Genomic DNA, 19,927 nt, shown 5'->3' on the forward strand with positions numbered 1-19,927 from the left:
ATTTTATATATTTTAAAGAAATAATGCTTTTCCCTAAAAGTTCAATTGAATAGAATCAAGCGCGTTCTCTTCTTCCTCATTGCTGCCGCTTAATCCGATATGTTCGATTAGAATGCTTGGCTGTTCCAAAATCGCCGATAGGATGTGTAAGTAGTCGTTTGATAAAACCTCGATTCTGCTTTTCTTAAACAGTTTTTTCGAATATTCAAACAGTCCGTGATAGTTGTCGCGGTCCGCCTGAATCGACAAGGTCAAATCGAATTTGGCAACCGGATGATGAAATGGATACGGCTTGAGTTGAAGGGAATCGAAAGTCAATTCAGCATGATCAAGATTTTGCAGCACAAACATCGTATCGAATAAAGGATTGCGGCTTGAATCTTTTGGAAGATGCAGATGCTGAATTAATTCTTCCAACGGATAGTCTTGATTTTTATAGGCGTTCAGCATGTTTTCTTTTACTTCATTTAAGTAGGCATCAAATGTTTTACGGCCCGCCGGGTGATTGCGAATGACTAACGTATTGACGAACATTCCCACGACCGGCTCTACATCCAGATGAGTCCGCCCGGCAGATGGCGTTCCTACGATAATATCTTCTTGTCCGCTGTATTTGGATAAAAGAATCGTATAGGCTGCCAATAAAATCATATACAGTGTTGCTCCTGTGTCTTCTTCCATTTGGCTTAAACGCTGTTTCAAGTGTTCGGGTATAAGAAATTCAAATGATTCGCCTTCGTAATCGCGTATGGCAGGTCGCTCATAATCCGCAGGTATATCCAGTACAGGAATATCACCGTGAAACTGATCCAGCCAATACGCTTCCTGGCTCTTGATGTTCCGTTTCTGAAGGTCCGATTGCTGCCAAACTGCAAAGTCTTTATATTGAATAGAGAGCGGGCCCGGTTCGTTCCCCTCGTAGATTCGGCTTAAATCTTTCATCAGAATATTGACGGACACGCCGTCAGAAATGATATGATGCATATCCACCACAAGCACGTGCCGCGCAGGTTCAATTTCAATCAGTCCGGCCCGCATCAGCGGCGGTTTGGCTAAGTCAAACGCTTTGATGAAATCAAGCACACGGTCTTCCGCCTCTTCTTCGCTAGCTTGAATTCGTTCTATCGTAAAGTCGACGTTCTGATGAATACGCTGTGCCGGCTCGCCTTCATATAAATCAAAGCTGGTACGCAATGCTTCATGACGCGCGATTAATTTTCGGAAAGCGGCGTTTAACCGTTCGGGATCGATCGTCCCTTCCACTTTCATGGCACCCGTCATATTGTAAGTCAGCTCGCCGCCTTCTGTGTGACTTAATAAATACATCCGCCTCTGAGCTGAAGAAACCGGATAATATGGCATTTCCTTTGCAGCCGGAATCGGTACATATCGATTTTTGTCCATGTGTAACGCCTTGTCAGCCAATTGTTCAATGGTAGGAAACTTGAATATGTCTTTGAGAGACAGATTCACATCCAGCTCTTTGTGAATTCTGGCGGCTAAGGCAGCCGCTCGGATGGAATTGCCTCCGAGATCAAAGAAATTATGTTTGATCCCCGCATGGCTTATTCCGAGCACTTCCTTCCATAAATCTGTCAGTTTGGACTCCGTCTCATTACCCGGCGGAACATATTCAGCTGTCTGTTGCAGACTCGCTTCTGGTGCAGGCAGTGCCTTACGGTTTATTTTCCCGTTGGATGTTAACGGCATATGCTCCAGATGGACAAAATAGGACGGAACCATGTAGTCCGGAAGCTCCGATGACAATTGTTCCCTAAGCTGCGCAGCCGCTATAGGCTTGTCGCTTACGTAATACGCGCATAATTGTTTTAAGCCGTCTTTTTCTTCTTTCACTGTAACCGCGGCTTTTTGCACCGCTTCCGCGTTATGCATCGCTGCTTCAATTTCACCAAGCTCGATTCGGTGTCCCCTGATTTTGACTTGTTCATCAACGCGCCCAATATATACAAGATTTCCGTCCTTCAATCGCTTAGCCAAATCCCCTGATTTGTACATTTTCGCTCCCGGGACATACGGGTTTTCAACAAATTTCTCTTCCGTTAAATCCGGGCGGTTCCAATACCCTCTGGCAACACCCGGTCCGCTGATATATATTTCGCCGATTACCCCGATCGGAACCAGGTTTCTGCTTGCATCGGCCACATAAATATCCGTGTTGGCAGCCGGAGTGCCGATCGGTACAAATTCCCGCTTGTCCCGTACTGCGTCAAAGTGATAAATCATACATCCGACGACAGCTTCCGTCGGTCCGTATTCATTGAAAATGTCCAGCCGGCCTTTAAACTGCTCGCTGACACTTTTGGCCAGACGGGTGCTTAAATTTTCTCCGCCGACAATCATTTTCCGTATTGCGGTGTCGCCAGCGATGTTCATCTCCTTGATGACGTGCAGATGTGCCGGGGTCAATTTGATCATGTCTATTCTTGAGTCCCGCATAATCTCAGAAAGCACAGCGCTTTTGTCTTCGCCGTCAAAGACAATGATGGTATTTCCCGTAACCAGCGGCGTAAATATCGAGGTCACAGTCAGATCGAAAGAGATGGAAGAGTATAATGGAAAGTTGGTTTTCTCACCTCTTACATAAACCTCTTTCGCCCACCAAATATAATCAGCCAGTCCCTGATGCTCAATGAGTACACCTTTTGGATTTCCCGTCGAACCTGACGTATAGATCATGTAGGCCAAATCATGCGCATCGCTGTCCGATTCAAAATTCGAGTGCTCCTCATGGTATGAGTTTTCCTCATCCAAAAGCACAACGTCACCATCATACGGGAATTGATCCAGCAGGCTGCGCTGTGTCAACACAACCTCCGCTCTTGAATCTCTCAGCATATATTGAATCCGTTCTTCCGGATATTCAGGATCAATGGGCACGTATGCGCCGCCGGCTTTCAGAACAGCCAAAATTCCGACAATCAGCTCGATCCGATGCGGGCAGATGATGGCAACGAATTGATCCGCTTGTACGCCTTTTGTCCGTAACGTCCGCGCCAATCGGTTTGCCCGTTCATTGAGCTGTCTGTACGTATACCGCTCATTGCCAAAAATAACGGCTTCATGATCGGGACTCTGTTCCGCCTGCATTTCAAACCACCGATATACCGTTTCCTTATGCGGATACGGCGTCTTTGTGCCATTACACTCCGTCAGCAGTTGATGCCGTTCGGTTTCAGACAGCATAGGAACGGAAGACAATGTCATCTCCGGCTGCTCAACAAGGCTGTTTAAAATGGCGGTATAGTGTCTGGTAATCTGTTCAATGGTGTCTTTTGTGAATCGTCCCGGTTTATAATCAAAATGCATCTCTATCTGTTGACCGGCATCTTCGATCGTGAGCATCAAATCATATAAAGAGACTCCTGGATTTCGTTCTTTCACTTTAAATGTACATTCATTGTGCCGGATTTCATGAAATTCAATGTTTTGAAACACAAACATCGTGTTAAACAGAGACTTTCCGGTTGTTTCCCGCTGTACATTTAATTTCTCCACAAGCCGGTCGAATGGATAGTCTTGGTTTTCGAAAGCGTCAAGCGTCTGCCGCTTTACTTCTTCCAGATAATCCGTAAACGTTCTATTGGCGTGCGGCTTCGTCCGGATTCCGATGGTTTGTATGAAAATACCGATGATTTTTTCGATATCCGGATGATTTCTTCCTGAAGCAGGCGTGCCTACGACAATGTCTTCTTGTCCCGTATATTTATGAAGCAGCACATTATAGGCGGCCAGAAGCACTGTATAGAGAGTGGTTTCCGCCTTTTGCGCCAAATCTTGAAGCGAACGGATGACATCCGGCTGTAAGGAGCATGTCACACGCTGTCCCTCAGAAGACCGTTCTGCCGCTTTGGAACCGTCTGTCGGAAGGTCAAGGATGGGAATTTCGTCTTGAAATTGTTCCAGCCAATATGTCTCCTGCCGCTTCATGGCATCGTCATTCAGCCGTTGGTTTTGCCATTCTGCGAAATCTTTATATTCAAATTCAATGTCCGGTAATGGTTTCTGATGATATAAAGCCAGCAATTCATTTGTAAGGATGTTGACGGAATAACCGTCCGAAATGATATGATGCATATCGATGAGCAGTTCGGCCTGCTCGTTTTCAATCTTGATCAGCTCCGCACGAACTAACGGAGCTTGATCCAGGCGGAACGGTTTTACAAACCGGTCTGAATAGGCATCAAATTCGTCCCGGCTCATTGTCCGGACATGAACGTTAAAATCAACTTCGTTTTCAAGTTTCTGAACGATATCGCCATCTATAATGTCGAAATACGTGCGAAACGCTTCGTGCCGCTGCATCACTTGTTGAAGAGATGAGATCAGGGCCTGCTCATCGTACTTCCCTGTTATTGATATGTGGCCGAACATATTTTGCGCCAGCTGATCCGGTTCCAGTTGGTGCAGGAAATATACTCTTTGCTGTGCCGGCGATGTCGGGTAATACGCTTTTTTCTCGGCAGCCTTCATCGGGAGGTGCACGACTTTCGTTTCGTTCTGAATGAAACGTGCTAATTCCTTAACAGTCTGGTGATTGAAAAATTGTCCGATGGAAACCTTTTGATGAAATGTCTTCTGAACTTTGGAAAGCATAAGCGTTGCCTGGAGTGAGTTTCCCCCCAGAGCCAGGAAGCGATCTGATCTGCCAACCCGTTCAAGGCCGAAAAGTTCCTCCCAAATCCGCGCCAGCTGCCGTTCCGTTTCATTTACCGGCGCCTCATAGGCTTCAGTAAAATTTGCCGTATTGCTTCCTATTGAAGAGATCCGCTTCTGGTGCTCGGCGTAAAGTGCTTGTAAATCATGCTGTTCTTCATCGGAAAACATCATCATGGCGTTAAGAGGGATTGAATCTCCCTCAACCATTTTTTGCAGCAATTTTGTAAAACCCGTTCCCCACTTTTTCATGATTTCCGGACTGATGACGTTCGTATTAAAGTCGAAATCAAGAACATATTCTTGATGTGCGTCTGTTATGTTCAGAAATAAATCGTACAGGGTGCATTTTACCGGGTATGCAACGGGCTCCGCTTCCGCCTTTCCAAAATGCAGTTTTCGAAAAGGCCTGTCTAAATTAAAGATAATACGCATATCCGGCACTTGATCGTGCGGAAGCTCTCTGGCCACCAGTGTCATCGGGACGGCTTGGTGCCGCATTGCAAGATTCACGCTTTCTTTCATACTGCCAAGATAACCGGATAAAGTGCTTTCTGAAGAAGACGTGTTCTTCACCGGAATCATATTGACGCAATTTCCAATCAGATCATGCTGTTTCATATGCGATTGACCTGCTGCGGGGACCCCGATCACAAGGCCTGACTGTTTGGTAAGCCGGTGCAGAAAAAGATGAAATGCACCCAGCATCGTCACAAATACGCTATTTTTCATCTGAATGCTTAATGACCTTAAAGCCTCGCTCAATGGCCGTCCAAGCCTGACGGTACACCGGTCTCCCTCATACCCGTTCGGATAACGGACAGAATCTGTGCTTGGCAGAATTGGCTGCTGTATCGGTTCAGAAAAATGACGCCGCCAATAACGGACCCCTTCTTCATAATGGCCGCTGTCAATCTGTGCCTGCTGCCAGTCTAAGTATTGGCGAAACGAAACATCTGCCTCTTTCGGTGAAATCGGTTTTCCTTGTACTATTGCCGCGTAGTTGCTCTCCAGTTCTTGAACAAAAACGGCGATTGACCATCCATCGGCAATGATATGATGGAACGTGAGCACAATCAGATGTTCATTGTGAGCCGATGTAAGCACATGGATTCTAAACAAAGGCTTTTGTTCATGGAAATGAAACGGCCGCTTGGCATCTTCTGTCAGCCATTTTTGGATTTCCGGCTCCCGATGTTCATGCGGGTGACTGGTAAAATCAATGACAGGTATATCTATATTCATCCGTTCCAGCACTTGCTGTACCTCGTCATCGGGATGAATCACCGTACGTAAAGCTTCATGACGGTCAACGATATGCCGGACGGCTTGTTTTAATGATGTATACTGCAGTTCGCCCTTCACTTTCAGCATAATGGACTGGTTTAAAGCGGCGGAAGCTTCATTCCCGTAATGGGATGCCATAACCAACTGCTTTTGTTCAGGTGAAAGCTCGCGCGTCCCGGACTTTTTACGGCCTCCGCCATCAGGGGAATCCGGGCCTTCCGGAATAAATCCGCCTCGGCGAAGATCCTCCACCGTGTCTTTCACCGCTAGAATAATATTTTCGATATCATCCGCGGTATGCGCCGCAGACAAGAAGCAGTTGCGTCCCTCCCATACATAGACCCCTTTATAGTTGAGATGGTAAAAGAACAAGTCATTATCAAGCGATGAGACAAACCGGAATAAAGAACCGAATCGAACCATGCGGATAGGCACTTGCGCTTGTTCGAAGCAGCGATTCAGCTCATCGACCAGGTAGGCTGTTTTTTGATTAAGCTGCTCATACAGATGCTCTCCTTCGGTTTGTAAATGGCGAAGGACGGCTAATGACATCCTCATGGTAAGCGGGTGAGTATTGAAGGTGCCGGCCACAAACGTGCGTTTCGCCTCGTCTTGCGGGTAGGAATCGTCCCCATACTGCCAGGTACCCCCGTCGATCGCATTCATGAACTCAGCTTTTCCGGCAACTACCCCTAATGGCTGTCCGCCGCCGATGATTTTTCCGTAGGTCACTAAATCAGCCTGAATGCCGAACCATTCCTGTGCGCCGCCAAGACCGATCCGAAATCCGGTAATAATTTCATCCATAATCAGAGCTGTTCCGGATTGCTGCGTGATCGCCCGCAATTCTTTCAAAAATGCCTGCGGCTGCAAATCCGGTCTGCGGCTTTGTACCGGTTCCACCAGTACGGCTGCCAATTCATCACCAAGACTGCGGATCACGTCCAGCGAATCGGGATTGTTGTAATGTAAAATAATCAAATCATCCATAAAGCTCTGCAGTATGCCCGGAGCCAGCGGATTCGCAGACGCAGCCCCGCCTTTTGTGCCGGCAACCCCTAATACGCCGTCAAACGTGCCGTGATAAGATCCCGAGAACGCCACAACTTTCTTTCTTCCTGTTGCCGCCCGCGCCAAACGCAGGGCAACCATGACGGCCTCTGTTCCGGAATTATAGAAAGCGACCCTTTCCACTCCGGTACATGTGCGGATCCGGTCGGCAACTTCACCGGCGACATCTGACATCGGGCCGAGCGGAGGCAATGATGAACGGGTTGAATCATCGATAACCTGTGTAATAAAGGAAGGATGATGCCCGAACAGGTTAACCCCGAATCCCATGGTGATATCGATATATTCATTTCCGTCAATATCCCACATTTTAGAACCGTCAGAACGTTCGGCGATAATCGGGTATACGATTTCCTTCCAATACGAACGGAAGCTGGACAAATTGCGGTTGTTTGCATGAGCAAATCGGGTGTTGTCCGTATATTGTTTGGAACCTTTCGTTTTATCGGCGTATTTCTTGATGAAATCTTCTAAGTATTGTTTTTGCCGTGCGGTATAGTGCCCCTGATCATTCAGGTTCTGAGGCTGAAAAGGAACATAGGGTTTCGCTTCTTGAGCCGCTTTCTTTTCTGCAGTGACGGTCGGATGCCCCTGCTTGACAGAAGGAATTGATTTCTCTTGCGCCTTAGCGTATTCTTTCTCATCGGAATGATGCCCGCTGTTTCTCAACAAATTAAAGCTATTTAATTGAGCTTGCAAGGTATCCTGAATTAATTGATTCTGAGAAGCGATTATTTTTTCGAGCATATGCTCTTGATGACCTTCTCTGCGATCCGATTCAGACTGCGCTTCTGAAATGACCTGTATTTCCTGCGCCGGAACATTCTCTTGAGGCGGAGCGGATGCAAAGGACGATGGAACGGTATCAGCCAAGTAATCTATGACACTTTGAAGGTTGGTCAACGTATCAAAAAAACGATCCATCGGGATATCTACCCCAAATTCGTCCGCGATGGCTTTTTTGACCTGTGACAGCATGATAGAATCCATTCCGAGCCCGATAAAATGAGCATTCAGATCGAGTTCCTCCGCTCTGATCCCCGAAGCATTGCTGATTACAGTTTTCAGGAAGGATTCAATGTGCGCCTTCGATTGATTGATATTCAATGCCGCTTCTCCTCTCTTTTCGTCCTCGTTTAAGCGCAATTGGTCAGCTTCAGCCCAGCATCGGCTCCGTTCAAACGGATACAGGGGCAATGGCGTCTTTTGTACAGTTTCACCGGAATAAAGCGCGCGCCAATCGATAACGGCTCCTTGCACAAATAATTCGGCTGCGCGATGCAGCCATGTGATCCGTTCATCTTGCGTACGTAAACGCTGCTTAATCAGAGCGGCTGCTTGTTGATTCAGCTCTTCTTTATGAGCAGGCAGCATTTCCTTCATATTCTTGTAACCGATGTATACACCGGGAAGGTTTCTGTCTCCCTGAATCAGGCGGGTCAGCTTATCCGATAGTTCTTGTTTACCGGATACAATCATGGCAATGCCATGATCCAAATGAGCCCTGCCCGTACTGGCTGTATAGCAAATGGACTTTAATGAGGCTTGGCTGTCATCCGATACATATTGCCGGTACTGCTGTGCGAGTTCATAGAGTGATTTTTCAGTATGAGCGGATAAAACAAATAGGAGCGGCCCATGTTCATCCTCGGGCGCATACTCACTTTGAGAAATATATTCTTCCAATACCACATGAGCGTTCGTTCCGCTAAAGCCAAATGAGCTGACTCCGCCTCGCAGCGGCTCATCACCGGATGTGAACTCCGCAGCTTCCTGATTCACATAAAATGGTGATGAGTGAAAATGAATGAGCGGATTAGGTTCATTAAAATGCGCTAACGGCGGATTTTTCTTGTGATTCAGCATGAGGACAGATTTGATCAGCCCGACGATGCCTGCCGCTTCAAACAAATGACCGATGTTCGATTTAACAGAACCAATCGCACAAAATTGTTTTTTTGCCGTATACTTTTCAAACGCTTTACAAAGTCCGTTAAATTCAACCGGATCGCCGAGCTTCGTTCCGGTGCCATGCGCTTCGATGAAAGACAGTGTTTCAGGAGCAATGCCCGCGTCTTTCCAGGCCGTCTCAATGACCTCAGTCTGAGCTGCCGGATTCGGTGCTGTAATCCCGGCGGTTGTTCCGTCTTGATTCATCGCGCTTCCCTTGATTACGCCGTAAATATGGTCTCCGTCGCGAACAGCATCCTGCAAAGGTTTTAGCAGGACTGCGGCCGCGCCTTCACCTGTGCCCGTGCCGTCTGAATCTTTGCTGAACGTTTTCGTGTACCCGTCCGAAGATTCCATATCAAGCCCGATACAGATCGGCAAGAGCGATGTCCGGATACCGCCGGCAAGAGCCATTTCACAATCGCCGGACATTAAAGATTTACATGCCATATGAACGGCGGCAAGCGATGAGGAGCATGCCGTATCCACTGTGACCGCCGGCCCTTTTAAATTTAAGAAATAAGCGATTCGGCTGGCTAGCACGGAAGGGAGATTGCCCACGATATATTGATGAAGTTCCTCCGGATAATTCGCAGAAAGGAGACGTTCATAATCGTAGCCCACCTTCGAGTACCCCGCATATACCCCGACACGGCTCCCGTTCATGCTGCCGCCGGCATAGCCCGCATCTTCAATCGCATGCCATGCAGACTGCAAAAACAGTCTTTGGTTAGGGTCCATAAACTGAGCCGCTTTAGGAGCTAAACCGAAGAACGAATAATCAAAGCGGTCGATTTCATCTAAATAGCCGCCCTTCACAAACTGACTCTCATTGAACTCGCTTTGGATGGACTTTAAATAATCCGCCGCATCTTTCAGCCGGGATTCGGGGTATTCTCGAATGCTGTGCTCACCTTTTTCAAGCAGATTCCAAAAATCACTTTTCGTTGACGCTCCCGGGACATTGAGCGACATCCCGATAATGGCGATATCTTTCGGTGTCACATGGCTTGGTTTCGCTGCCGCGTCCTGTTTGATTTCAGCCCGGCTTTCAGACAGATATGCCGCTAAATCAGTGATAGAAGGATACGTAAAGAGATCTGAAACGGCAAGCTCGCGTCCGAATTTCTGTTCTATGCGCTCGGCAATCTGCGATAACTGTAATGAATTTGCTCCCATATCAAAATAACTGTCAGCGAGGTGAACCTTTTTCCCGTTGAGCACTTCGGAAAAGATAGACAGCAATTCCGTTTCTATCTCATGAATGGGTGTCTGTCCGGATGTTTCCGGGCTGCTCTCCAAACATTCATTGATGGCGGCAGACTCTGTTGAAAAATTCCCTGCCTCATACTGTCTGGCAAGTTCGTAGCGTTTAACCTTTCCGCTGGTTGTTTTAGGGAGTTTTCGGATCGGAAGGACTTCTTTTATGCTCCAGCCGCCCCGCTTGTACAAATGCTTTTTTATCTCTTTGACAAGCGGTGCGAATTTTTCAGGTGATTTTTTGTAAACAACAAAGAGCACGATTTCTCCGCTTTGTGTCTTTTGATCATATACACCGCAGGCGGCAACCCTTCCTAAGTCAACCTCTTCCATTTCAATCGCGACCCGTTCAATATCGTGCGGGTAGATATTTTTTCCGTTCACGAAAATAATGTCCTTTTCTCTTCCGGTTACGACTAAGTTACCACTTTCACTAATGAATCCGAGGTCTCCCGTTTTTACCCAGCCCTCAGAAGTCAGCGCTTTTTCCGTACTCTCTGGGTTGTTATAATACCCTTGCGTCACATTGTCTCCTTTGATCTGGATATGGCCGATGATTCCGTCTTCTACTCTTTCATTTGTTTCATCGGAGATCCGAAGCTGACAATAGTCAATAGGTTGTCCCACCTCAACGAATGAAGCGCAATTTTGGTCCTCTTTGCTGACTTTTACAGCTCTTTCACCAAGATTTAAATAGTCACGATGCAAATAAACGGGAACGAATTCTTTACCTATTTTAGAGAACGCTGCGCCAACCGAAGCTTCCGCTAAACCGTAAACATTCAAAATGGCGGATCTTTTCAGATTGAATGCTGCGCATCTTTTCAAAAATTCGTCACACAGCTCCGGCAATATCGGTTCTGCACCGTTTGCGATGACCTTGATGTGGGATAAATCCCAGTCTGGTTCGTTTTTGAGAAATTTAAGGAAGTAGTTGTACCCGAAATTAGGAGATGATAGAATACTGGCTTTATGTTCATGAGCTTTTTTCATCCAAAGAATAGGTCTGCGAATAAATAACTCTGTAGGCATTAGATTTTGATTGATTCCGGTTATGAAGGGAACAAGGTGGCAGGCGATGAGCCCCATATCATGCGTTAAAGGCATCCATGATAAGAAAGAGTCTTTCGAATGAATGGCTAGGGCAGTCCCAATGGCGCACGTGTTATGTATTAAGTTGTGATGCGTTAACATGACTCCTTTTGGGTCTCCTGTCGATCCGGAAGAAAATTGGATAAAGGCGAGTTCATCCGCATCAGGTTCATAAAATGAAGCGGGGTAATCGTAGGTTTGATCTTGAATGATGTCAGATTTTTCGTTTAATTGATGATGGAAATCCTGTAAATCGTGTTCTGCAGCGTATTTCTTTATTTTGTCCAATACTTTTTCAGAGGCAATCAGAAAGGGATGATTTAATATATTCCAAATGCGCCAGACCTTCAGTTTATGGTCATCATCTTCTCCGATACTGACCGGAACCGGGATCATTCCTCCTAATATACAAGCCCAAAAAGCAACGACAAATGATTTGTTCTCTTGGATTTGAAATACAATTTCCTGCTTCGGCTTAATGCCGAGATGCTGTAAATAGCCAAGATACCCTTGCGCCTCTTCAAACAATTGGCGGTAAGAGACAACCGTCTCGTTTTTATCGGATTCGATAAAACGGATCCCGCGATCAGAGATACTGCTTCTTTCCCGAATGACATCTACTAAGGTTTGGAATTGACTGGTATACATAGGTCCCCTCCTGGGCGCTTTATTTTAAAATCCGCAATTCTTCCCAAGCCGGAAGCTGTTTAGCTTCACAAATTAATTTGCATAAATGGATCGAATGTTCGAGTTCTTGTTCTGAAAGCACGTCTTCATGCCTTTTCATTCTCTCTTTCAGCTCTTGGATTTGCGTAAATAATGGCGTCGTCATAGTGGAATAAGCCGCTGAATCCTTGTTGTAATTTCGCGCAATGACGGATTGAATCATCAATTTATTCAGTTGTTTTTTGCGTAAATGGACAATATGTTTCTTTCTTTCCGTTGAATTGGAAAGCGGGGGAACATCAGATGTCTGTCCTAAGGGATAAGGTACAATGTGATTCGTTGTTTTTCTCAGCAGACCGGCTAAGACATTGTTCGGACCCATTTCGATGACTTCTGTGACTCCATGTAAAAGCAAGTAATGCATCGATTCTGTCCATCTAACCGGCATCGTCATGTGCTGCTTGAGATGTTCGCTGATCGAATTTCCGCTGCTGTAAGGGCGCGCGGTGACATTTGAAATGATCGGCCATGCGGCATCTCGGAAGGAATAGCGGTGTAAAACAGTCTGGAATTGTTCGGAGGCTGATCGTATCATCGAACTGTGAAAAGGCGCACTGACATTTAAATAAGTGTATGCCGCACCCTTTTCCTCCGCCATCTTGATGACACGTTCCACAGCTTGCCGGTGTCCGGAAATCACATGCTGCTGTTCTGAATTCATGCAGGCTACACCTGCCGGAAAGTCTTCCGTCGATACTTTCGAACATATTTCCTGCAACGTTTGGAGAGAGAGCTGTGTCACGGCGGCCATCGTCCCCTGCTGCTGGGGATCCGCATTTTGCATAAGAATTCCCCGCTCCCTTACAAGTGTAACGGCATCCTGAAAAGAAAGGGCGCCGGCACAGACAAGCGCTGAATATTCGCCTAAGCTATGGCCTGCCAGGAAGCGGGGCTCCACCCCTATTTCCTGCATATACACTTGAAAAGCAATCACACTGACCGTTAAAATAGCGGGCTGCGCGTTCATTGTCTTTGTCAATTCATTCATATCTCCGTTAAAACACAGTTTTTTTACATCCAAGGAGATCGCATCGCTCGCTTCTTCAAACAATCTCTTTGCGAGCACAAAATCATTCCAAAATTGTTTGCCCATTCCTACAAATTGAGACCCTTGTCCAGGAAATAAAAAGGCAAGATTGTTCATGAGATTCCTCCGATCATATTGAACAGGGGATACAATATCCTACAAAATATCCCTTTATCTAACATCCTAGCATGATTATAACAAATGTGTATAGAATACTTTCGGAGGAGTTATTGTTCGTTTTCACAAACGAATTAGATATATTTATTCATAAAATAAAACATGGGGGTTTCACCGAAAATCAGTCTTAAAGAGAGATGATGAAAGCCGGGGTGGAGCCTGTTACCGGCTCTTCTTCACTTCGGACGCGCTCTTCATGTTTCATATGTTTTAGGGCTATTGGCATTATTGTGTCAGAAATTACATATTTTCTGTTTATTGTAAAAAATCATTTGTATATCTGTGAAAGATTGTAAACTGATTGCGCTTGATTATAAATGTGGTGCAAGAGATGGATCTGGATGGGGAAAATCCGCAAGGACGAAATACGCCGCAGAACATGCGAATGACCCTGCCCGGATACCGATTGACGCAGTAAATCGGCCTATTGAGTGAACAAGGTTTTCAGGCATAAAAAAACAGCCGTTCAGAGCGGCTGTTTTTTTAAAAAGTATAAGAACTATTGAGCGGTATACCCGCCATCCATGACTACGGCCTGACCTGTGACCCCTTTTGCTTTGTCGCTGGCCAAAAATACGGCGTAATCAGCGATTTCCTTCACTGACAGCAGCCGTTTTTGGGGAACGAGCGGAAAGATGACGTCCTCAAGCACCCGCTCGTACGGTACATTCCTTGTTGCGGAAATGTCCTTTAACTGATTGCGGACAAGCTGAGTGTCCACATATCCCGGACAAAGCGCATTGACGGTAATGCCGTCAGCCGCGCCTTCAAGTGCGCCGACTTTCGTTAAACCAATGACGCCGTGCTTGGCGCTGTTATATGCCGCTTTCCCGTGAAAACCGATCAGTCCGTTGACAGACGCCATATTAATGATTCGACCGAATTGCTGTTTTTTCATAATGGGAAATGCATGCTTCATTGCGATAAATGGCGCAGTCAGCATGAGACGAATGAGCCGTTCAAACTGTTCGGTGGGAAATTCCTCGATGGGCGCGACATGCTGAATGCCCGCATTATTCACAAGGATATCGAGACGTCCGAATTGTTTCTCGACCGTCTGCAGCATGTCGGCCACTTGCTTTTCATTTGTTACATCGCATGTGATGCTGACTGCTTCACAGCCTTCATCTGTCAGTCTTGCCGCCGCTTCTTTCCCCGCTTGTTCGTTTACATCAGAGATGATGACGGCTGCTCCTTCACGGGCGAATTCTTTTGCGATTTCAAGCCCGATTCCTCCGGCTGCTCCTGTTACAACGGCTGTTTTTTCAATAAGCAATGAATGCATGACGGCACCTCCTCATTTTGGTCTGACCCCGTTTTTTAACGACTGGCTGACAGTAAAATGACCTTCTGTTTTCTCAAAGACCTCCTCTATTGTTACACCTTCCTGCAGTTCGGTGAGCGTCATACGGCCATCATGAAAATCGAATACAGCCAAATCTGTGATCAGCCGATCGACCACCTGCCTGCCGGTTAAAGGCAGCGTACATTCCGTTCTCACTTTAGATTCCCCATATTTATTCACGTGCTCCATAATGACAATAATCCGTTTTGCTCCGTGGACCAAGTCCATGGCGCCGCCCATTCCTTTGATCATTTTTCCTGGGATCATCCAGTTCGCCAAATCTCCCCGTTCGGAGACTTCCATCCCGCCGAGGATCGCTACATCAATGTGGCCGCCGCGAATCATGGCAAAGGATTCGGCACTGTCAAAATACGAGGCTCCCTTTACTTCGGTGATGGTTTCTTTTCCCGCGTTGATCAGATCGGGGTCCTCCGTTCCTTCCGCCGGATAAGGCCCGATCCCGAGCAAGCCGTTTTCAGACTGAAGCAGGACGTTATAATCATTCGGTATCTCATTGGCTACAAGCGTCGGCATCCCTATCCCCAAGTTCACATTCATTCCGTCCTTAATTTCTTTTACAGCCCGTTTGATCATTCGTTTTCTGCTATCTCTCATTCTGTCAGCCTCCTTTATCATGCTTGCCGGACGGTGCGGCGTTCAATCCGTTTTTCATGAATCCCGCCGAGCAGCACGTGCTGCACAAAAATACCCGGCGTATGAATTTGATCCGGATCAAGCTCTCCGGCATCGACGATTTCTTCAGCCTCTGCAATCGTCACTTTGCCTGCCATTGCAGCGAGCGGATTGAAATTTCTCGCCGTCTTTCTGAACATCAGGTTGCCCAGAGGATCGGCTTTCCAGGCCTTTACGATGGCGGTGTTCCCTGTAATCCCTTTCTCCAGAAGATAGGTGCGCCCGTCAAATGTCTTATGTTCTTTTCCCTCGGCTACTGATGTTCCGACGCCCGCAGGTGTGTAAAACGCCGGAATGCCCGCCCCTCCCGCGCGAATTCTTTCTGCGAGCGTTCCTTGGGGCACCAATTCGACTTCCAGCTCTCCGCTTAAAAACTGCCGTTCAAAGGTTTTGTTTTCTCCCACATAGGATGCGACCATTTTTTTGATCTGCCGGTTTGCAAGCAAGAGGCCTAACCCCCAATCATCAACACCGCAGTTATTACTGACAACGGTCAAGTTTTTTACGCCGCTGTCCCTGATCGCGAGAATTAATTGTTCCGGAATGCCGCACAGGCCGAAGCCTCCTGCGATGAGGGTGTCTCCGTCCTTGATCAGTGCAGCAGCATCTTGATAAGAGTCCATCACTTTTCCTTTTCCCATATTCGTTTCCCCTTTCTGTTTTGGCTACACAAGGCCCGTCAGACTGTAAATGGCGATGATGACAAACACAGCGGCTGTTTTAATGACGGTAATGGCAAAGATATCCCTGTAGGATTGGCGGTGGGTCAACCCGGTGACCGCGAGCAGCGTAATGACGGCGCCATTATGCGGAAGAGTGTCCATCCCGCCGGAGGCCATCGAGATCACCCGGTGCATGACCTCCGGCGGGATGTGGAATGTATTGATTGCTTCTGTATACGCTGCTGACATCGTGCTTAAAGCGATGCCCATTCCTCCTGATGCCGATCCTGTAATCCCGGCAAGCGCAGTGGTCGTCACCGCTCCGTTGACGAGCGGATCAGTAAACGTCTGCGATATGCCGCTGCTGACCATTTTAAAGCCGGGAAGCGCCGCAATGATGCCGCCAAATCCGTATTCGGCTCCTGTATTCATCGACGCCAGCAAGGCACCCCCGATGCCCTCATTCAGTCCTTCTTTCAAATTGAAGAGGACTTTTTTCCAATCGAACAAAATCGTTGTCATGATTCCGATGAACAGTGCGAGTTCTACTGACCAGATCGCAGTGACGGAGGAAAGGTCAATCTTCCCGAACGCTTCTAAGCCGAGCGGCGCAAAATCAAATCCGTCAGGGTACCAATGCGGGAGCCACATCGTGAAGCATTTGTTCATGACTCCCACAAGGATAAGCGGAACAAAGGCGAGCACTTGCCGCGCGGGGCTGGGTTGCGGTAAAACAGGCGTATGTGTTTCATTAGCCAGACTTGAGGATTCCTCTGCAGCGGAAACTTCAGATTGAAATCCAGCATAGCCTTCTCCGGCATTGGCCGCTTTTTTGCGCCGGGATTCTAAATAAATCATTCCGGCCGTAAGCACAAATGCTGCACCAATCAGTCCGAGCCAGGGAGCGGCATAAATGTTTGTTTTAAAAAAAGCGGTCGGAATGACATTTTGAATTTGCGGTGTGCCGGGAAGCGCATCCATTGTAAATGTAAAGGCGCCCAATGCAATCGTACCGGGTATCAGACGCTTGGGAATATCAGCTTTCATAAATAGGTTTTTAGCAAACGGATAAATGGCAAACACCGCTACGAAGAGACTGACGCCGCTGTACGTTAAAATCGCACCCATTAAGACGATGGCGAGAATGGCTCTTTTTGCTCCCACAAGCTTGACGATTGTTTTTGCAATCGACTCGGCGAGCCCGGATATTTCAACAACCTTGCCAAAAACGGCCCCTAAAAGAAATACGGGAAAATACAGCTTAATAAATCCTACCATCTTCTCCATAAATATATTCGAGAAGAAAGGAAGTACGAAGCTTGGATCTGTCAGGAGCACGGCAAACAGCGCGCAAATCGGGGCGAATAAAATGACTGAAAAGCCCCGGTAAGCAGCAAACATCAGCATGCCTAATGCTAATAAAATAATAACAATGTCCACAAATCCCCCTCTTTTCTGCTCAATATTAGTAAGCGCTTACAAAAAAACGAGAAAATAAAGCAAAAAACATGCCGGTTTTGCACAGTTTCTGAGGCTGAAAAAATGTGCATCATGGTGAATGTTCTGTTTTGGCGAAAGAAAGGGAGACTCTTGCTGTATTAGATTGATTGGCTGAGCAGTGAGTTTTTTTAGGGATAGTGAGATGGATCAGAGAGGATTTTTGCTTTATAAATATGTATTCTTTTTTCTTTCACTTATTTCCTGCAAGAGGAACCGATAAAATCCGGCCCTCCTGCATGGTCATTCAGCCAATGACAACCGGGAGCTCTTTGAGCGACCTAAAACCAATGAGCTTGCGGTATTCAAGGCGGTGTGCAGCCAGCCGAAGCTTAGGCATCCGCTCAAACAGTGTAAGAATTGCAATTTGTGCTTCGATGCGCGCTAATGAGGAGCCTATGCAAAAATGGGCGTTCTTTCCGAATGCAAGATGCGGGTTCGGCTTTCTTTGGATATCCATTTTGTGAGGTTGATCGAATATGCTTGGATCGCGATTGGCTGCCCCTAAAAGGATATATACCTGCTCTCCTTTTTTTATGGTCTTCCCATTTATTTCACAGTCTTCTGAAGCGGTGCGTGCCGTCAGCTGCGCGGGGCTGTCGTAGCGCAGACATTCCTCAACTGCAGTTTCAATAAGCGAGGGGTTTTCTCTCAGTGCGCTAAGCTGTTCAGGGTGTTTCAATAAAGTAAACACACCGTTGCTTATGAGGTTTACCGTCGTCTCGTGTCCGGCTATGACAAGTAAGATACATGTCGCGAGCACTTCCTCTTTTGAAAGCTGCTCCTCCATAATAAACCTGCTGATCAAGTCTTGCTGAGGGTGCGCTTTCCGCTTGTGAATCAAATCTCTGAAATATGACGTCAGCCTGCCTGCGGTGTCGCTTGCTCTGACTAACGTCTTTCTTGATCGGGTAAGATCAATGGCGTGAATGACGTCTGCCGTCCATTGTCTGAATTGATATCTCTCCTCTTTCGGCACTCCGAGTATCTCCGCAATGATAAGGCTTGCCAATGGAAAGGCAAACTCTGAAACAAGGTCCGCGGTTTTTTTGATTTGGACTTGATCCAACAAGTCATGAACCGTTTCTTTTATACAGGGGCGAAGTGATTCCGCCGTCTTTGCGGTAAATTCTTTACCGATAAGCATCCGCATCCGTTTATGGTCTGATTGATTTTTAAATAACAGCATATCGTGCTGGATATGCGATAGATTTTGATATTTCGTTGAAGCTTCCGGAAGAGGAATGCGGTTTTTAAACCGAATGTCTTTCAGAATCGCTGCCGCTTCTTTGTACCCGGTGACATACCAGCCCGGATATTTTAATACGGTTCCTTTATAAACAGGATCAATGGATCGCAGTTTGTCATAAAACGGGTAAGGGTCATTCCAAAAATCCGAATCCGCATGGAGAGACGGATGTGCAATCGATAGGTCCGCCGTCATCTTATACCTCCGTATTGCAGGCGGATTGCAGGCCGGCTTTCATTTCTTCAACGGATTCGACTTCAAAACCTAAATCATGAAGCATTTGATGATCCTCTGTTTCATGCTGCCCTGCTGTCGTTAAGTAATCTCCGACGAAAATCGAATTTGCGGCGTAAAGTCCCAGCGGCTGCAGCGAACGAAGGTTGACTTCCCGGCCTCCTGAGATACGGATTTCTTTTGACGGATTGATAAAACGGAACAAGGCAAGCACTTTCAGGCAATACACCGGATGTAATTCGCTTACCCCTTCTAACGGAGTTCCGTCAATCGCATGCAGAAAATTAACCGGGATGCTGTCGGCGTCAAGCGCTTTTAAGCTGTTCGCCATATCAATGACGTCCTGTTTCGTCTCTTTCATGCCGACGATGACACCAGAACAAGGTGACATCCCCGATTGTTTCGCCGTTTCCACTGTATTGACTCTGTCGTCATACGTGTGGGAGGTCGTAATGTTTGAGTGATTCCTTTGTGATGTATTGATGTTATGATTGTACCGGTCTACTCCTGCCTGTTTCAGCCGCTCTGCCTGTTCCGGCTTCAGCAGACCGAGACATGCGCAGATTTTTAAGCCGTACGTTTCTTTAATTTCTTTGACAGCATCAACAACTTGATCCACTTCTCTGTTTGACGGTCCCCGGCCGCTGGCGACGATACAGTATGTCCCTATATTCAGGTCGTGGGCGCGTTTTGCCCCTTTAAGCAATATATGCTTATCCACCATCCGGTAAGACTCAATCGGCGCTTTTGATATTGAAGATTGTGAACAGTACCCGCAATTTTCCGGACACAGGCCTGATTTTGCATTCATAATCATATTCAGCTTTACTTTTTTTCCGTAAAATCGTTTTCTGATATGAAAAGCGGCATGCATCAGCAATAAAAGATCCTCATCAGGACAATTTAAAATGGCCAGCGCTTCTTGATTCGTTACTTCCGCCCCGTCCAGCACTCTCTCTGCAAGCTCCATCCATTGATTCATG

At 46.8% G+C, this 19,927-nt stretch carries 8 protein-coding genes; all 8 read right to left on the reverse strand.

What is annotated here, in order from left to right; translation table 11 throughout:
• Nucleotides 1-33: 33 nt before the first annotated feature.
• The 8 genes from bamA to bioB all read right to left on the reverse strand — a co-directional run bounded on the left by bamA (nucleotide 34) and on the right by bioB (nucleotide 19,926).
• Nucleotides 34-11,982, reverse strand: a complete 11,949-nt coding sequence (gene bamA / locus JNUCC21_RS09660; RefSeq protein ID WP_369878783.1) for a bacillomycin D hybrid PKS/NRPS BamA — start codon at nucleotides 11,980-11,982, stop codon at nucleotides 34-36.
• A gap of 19 nt (nucleotides 11,983-12,001) precedes the next feature.
• Nucleotides 12,002-13,204, reverse strand: a complete 1,203-nt coding sequence (gene bamD / locus JNUCC21_RS09665) for a bacillomycin D biosynthesis malonyl-CoA transacylase BamD (RefSeq protein ID WP_052827501.1) — start codon at nucleotides 13,202-13,204, stop codon at nucleotides 12,002-12,004.
• 559 nt (nucleotides 13,205-13,763) lie between these two features.
• Nucleotides 13,764-14,549, reverse strand: coding sequence for a 3-hydroxybutyrate dehydrogenase (locus tag JNUCC21_RS09670; RefSeq protein ID WP_007410137.1), 786 nt, complete (start codon nucleotides 14,547-14,549; stop codon nucleotides 13,764-13,766).
• A 12-nt stretch (nucleotides 14,550-14,561) separates the two neighbouring features.
• On the reverse strand, nucleotides 14,562-15,224 hold the full coding sequence (locus JNUCC21_RS09675; RefSeq protein ID WP_014305098.1) for a CoA transferase subunit B: 663 nt from the start codon (nucleotides 15,222-15,224) through the stop codon (nucleotides 14,562-14,564).
• Nucleotides 15,225-15,241: 17 nt separating this feature from the next.
• Nucleotides 15,242-15,943, reverse strand: coding sequence for a CoA transferase subunit A (locus JNUCC21_RS09680; RefSeq protein WP_061890643.1), 702 nt, complete (start codon nucleotides 15,941-15,943; stop codon nucleotides 15,242-15,244).
• Nucleotides 15,944-15,967: 24 nt separating this feature from the next.
• Nucleotides 15,968-17,404, reverse strand: coding sequence for a GntP family permease (locus JNUCC21_RS09685; RefSeq protein ID WP_015417576.1), 1,437 nt, complete (start codon nucleotides 17,402-17,404; stop codon nucleotides 15,968-15,970).
• Nucleotides 17,405-17,708: 304 nt separating this feature from the next.
• Nucleotides 17,709-18,905, reverse strand: a complete 1,197-nt coding sequence (locus JNUCC21_RS09690; RefSeq protein WP_150941239.1) for a cytochrome P450 — start codon at nucleotides 18,903-18,905, stop codon at nucleotides 17,709-17,711.
• A gap of 1 nt (nucleotide 18,906) precedes the next feature.
• A complete protein-coding gene (gene bioB / locus JNUCC21_RS09695; protein WP_369878784.1) occupies nucleotides 18,907-19,926 on the reverse strand; it encodes a biotin synthase BioB in 1,020 nt (339 codons plus the stop codon).
• Nucleotide 19,927 lies beyond the last annotated feature (1 nt).

This window comes from Bacillus sp. JNUCC-21 (assembly GCF_041222765.1).
Lineage (GTDB): Bacteria > Bacillota > Bacilli > Bacillales > Bacillaceae > Bacillus > Bacillus velezensis.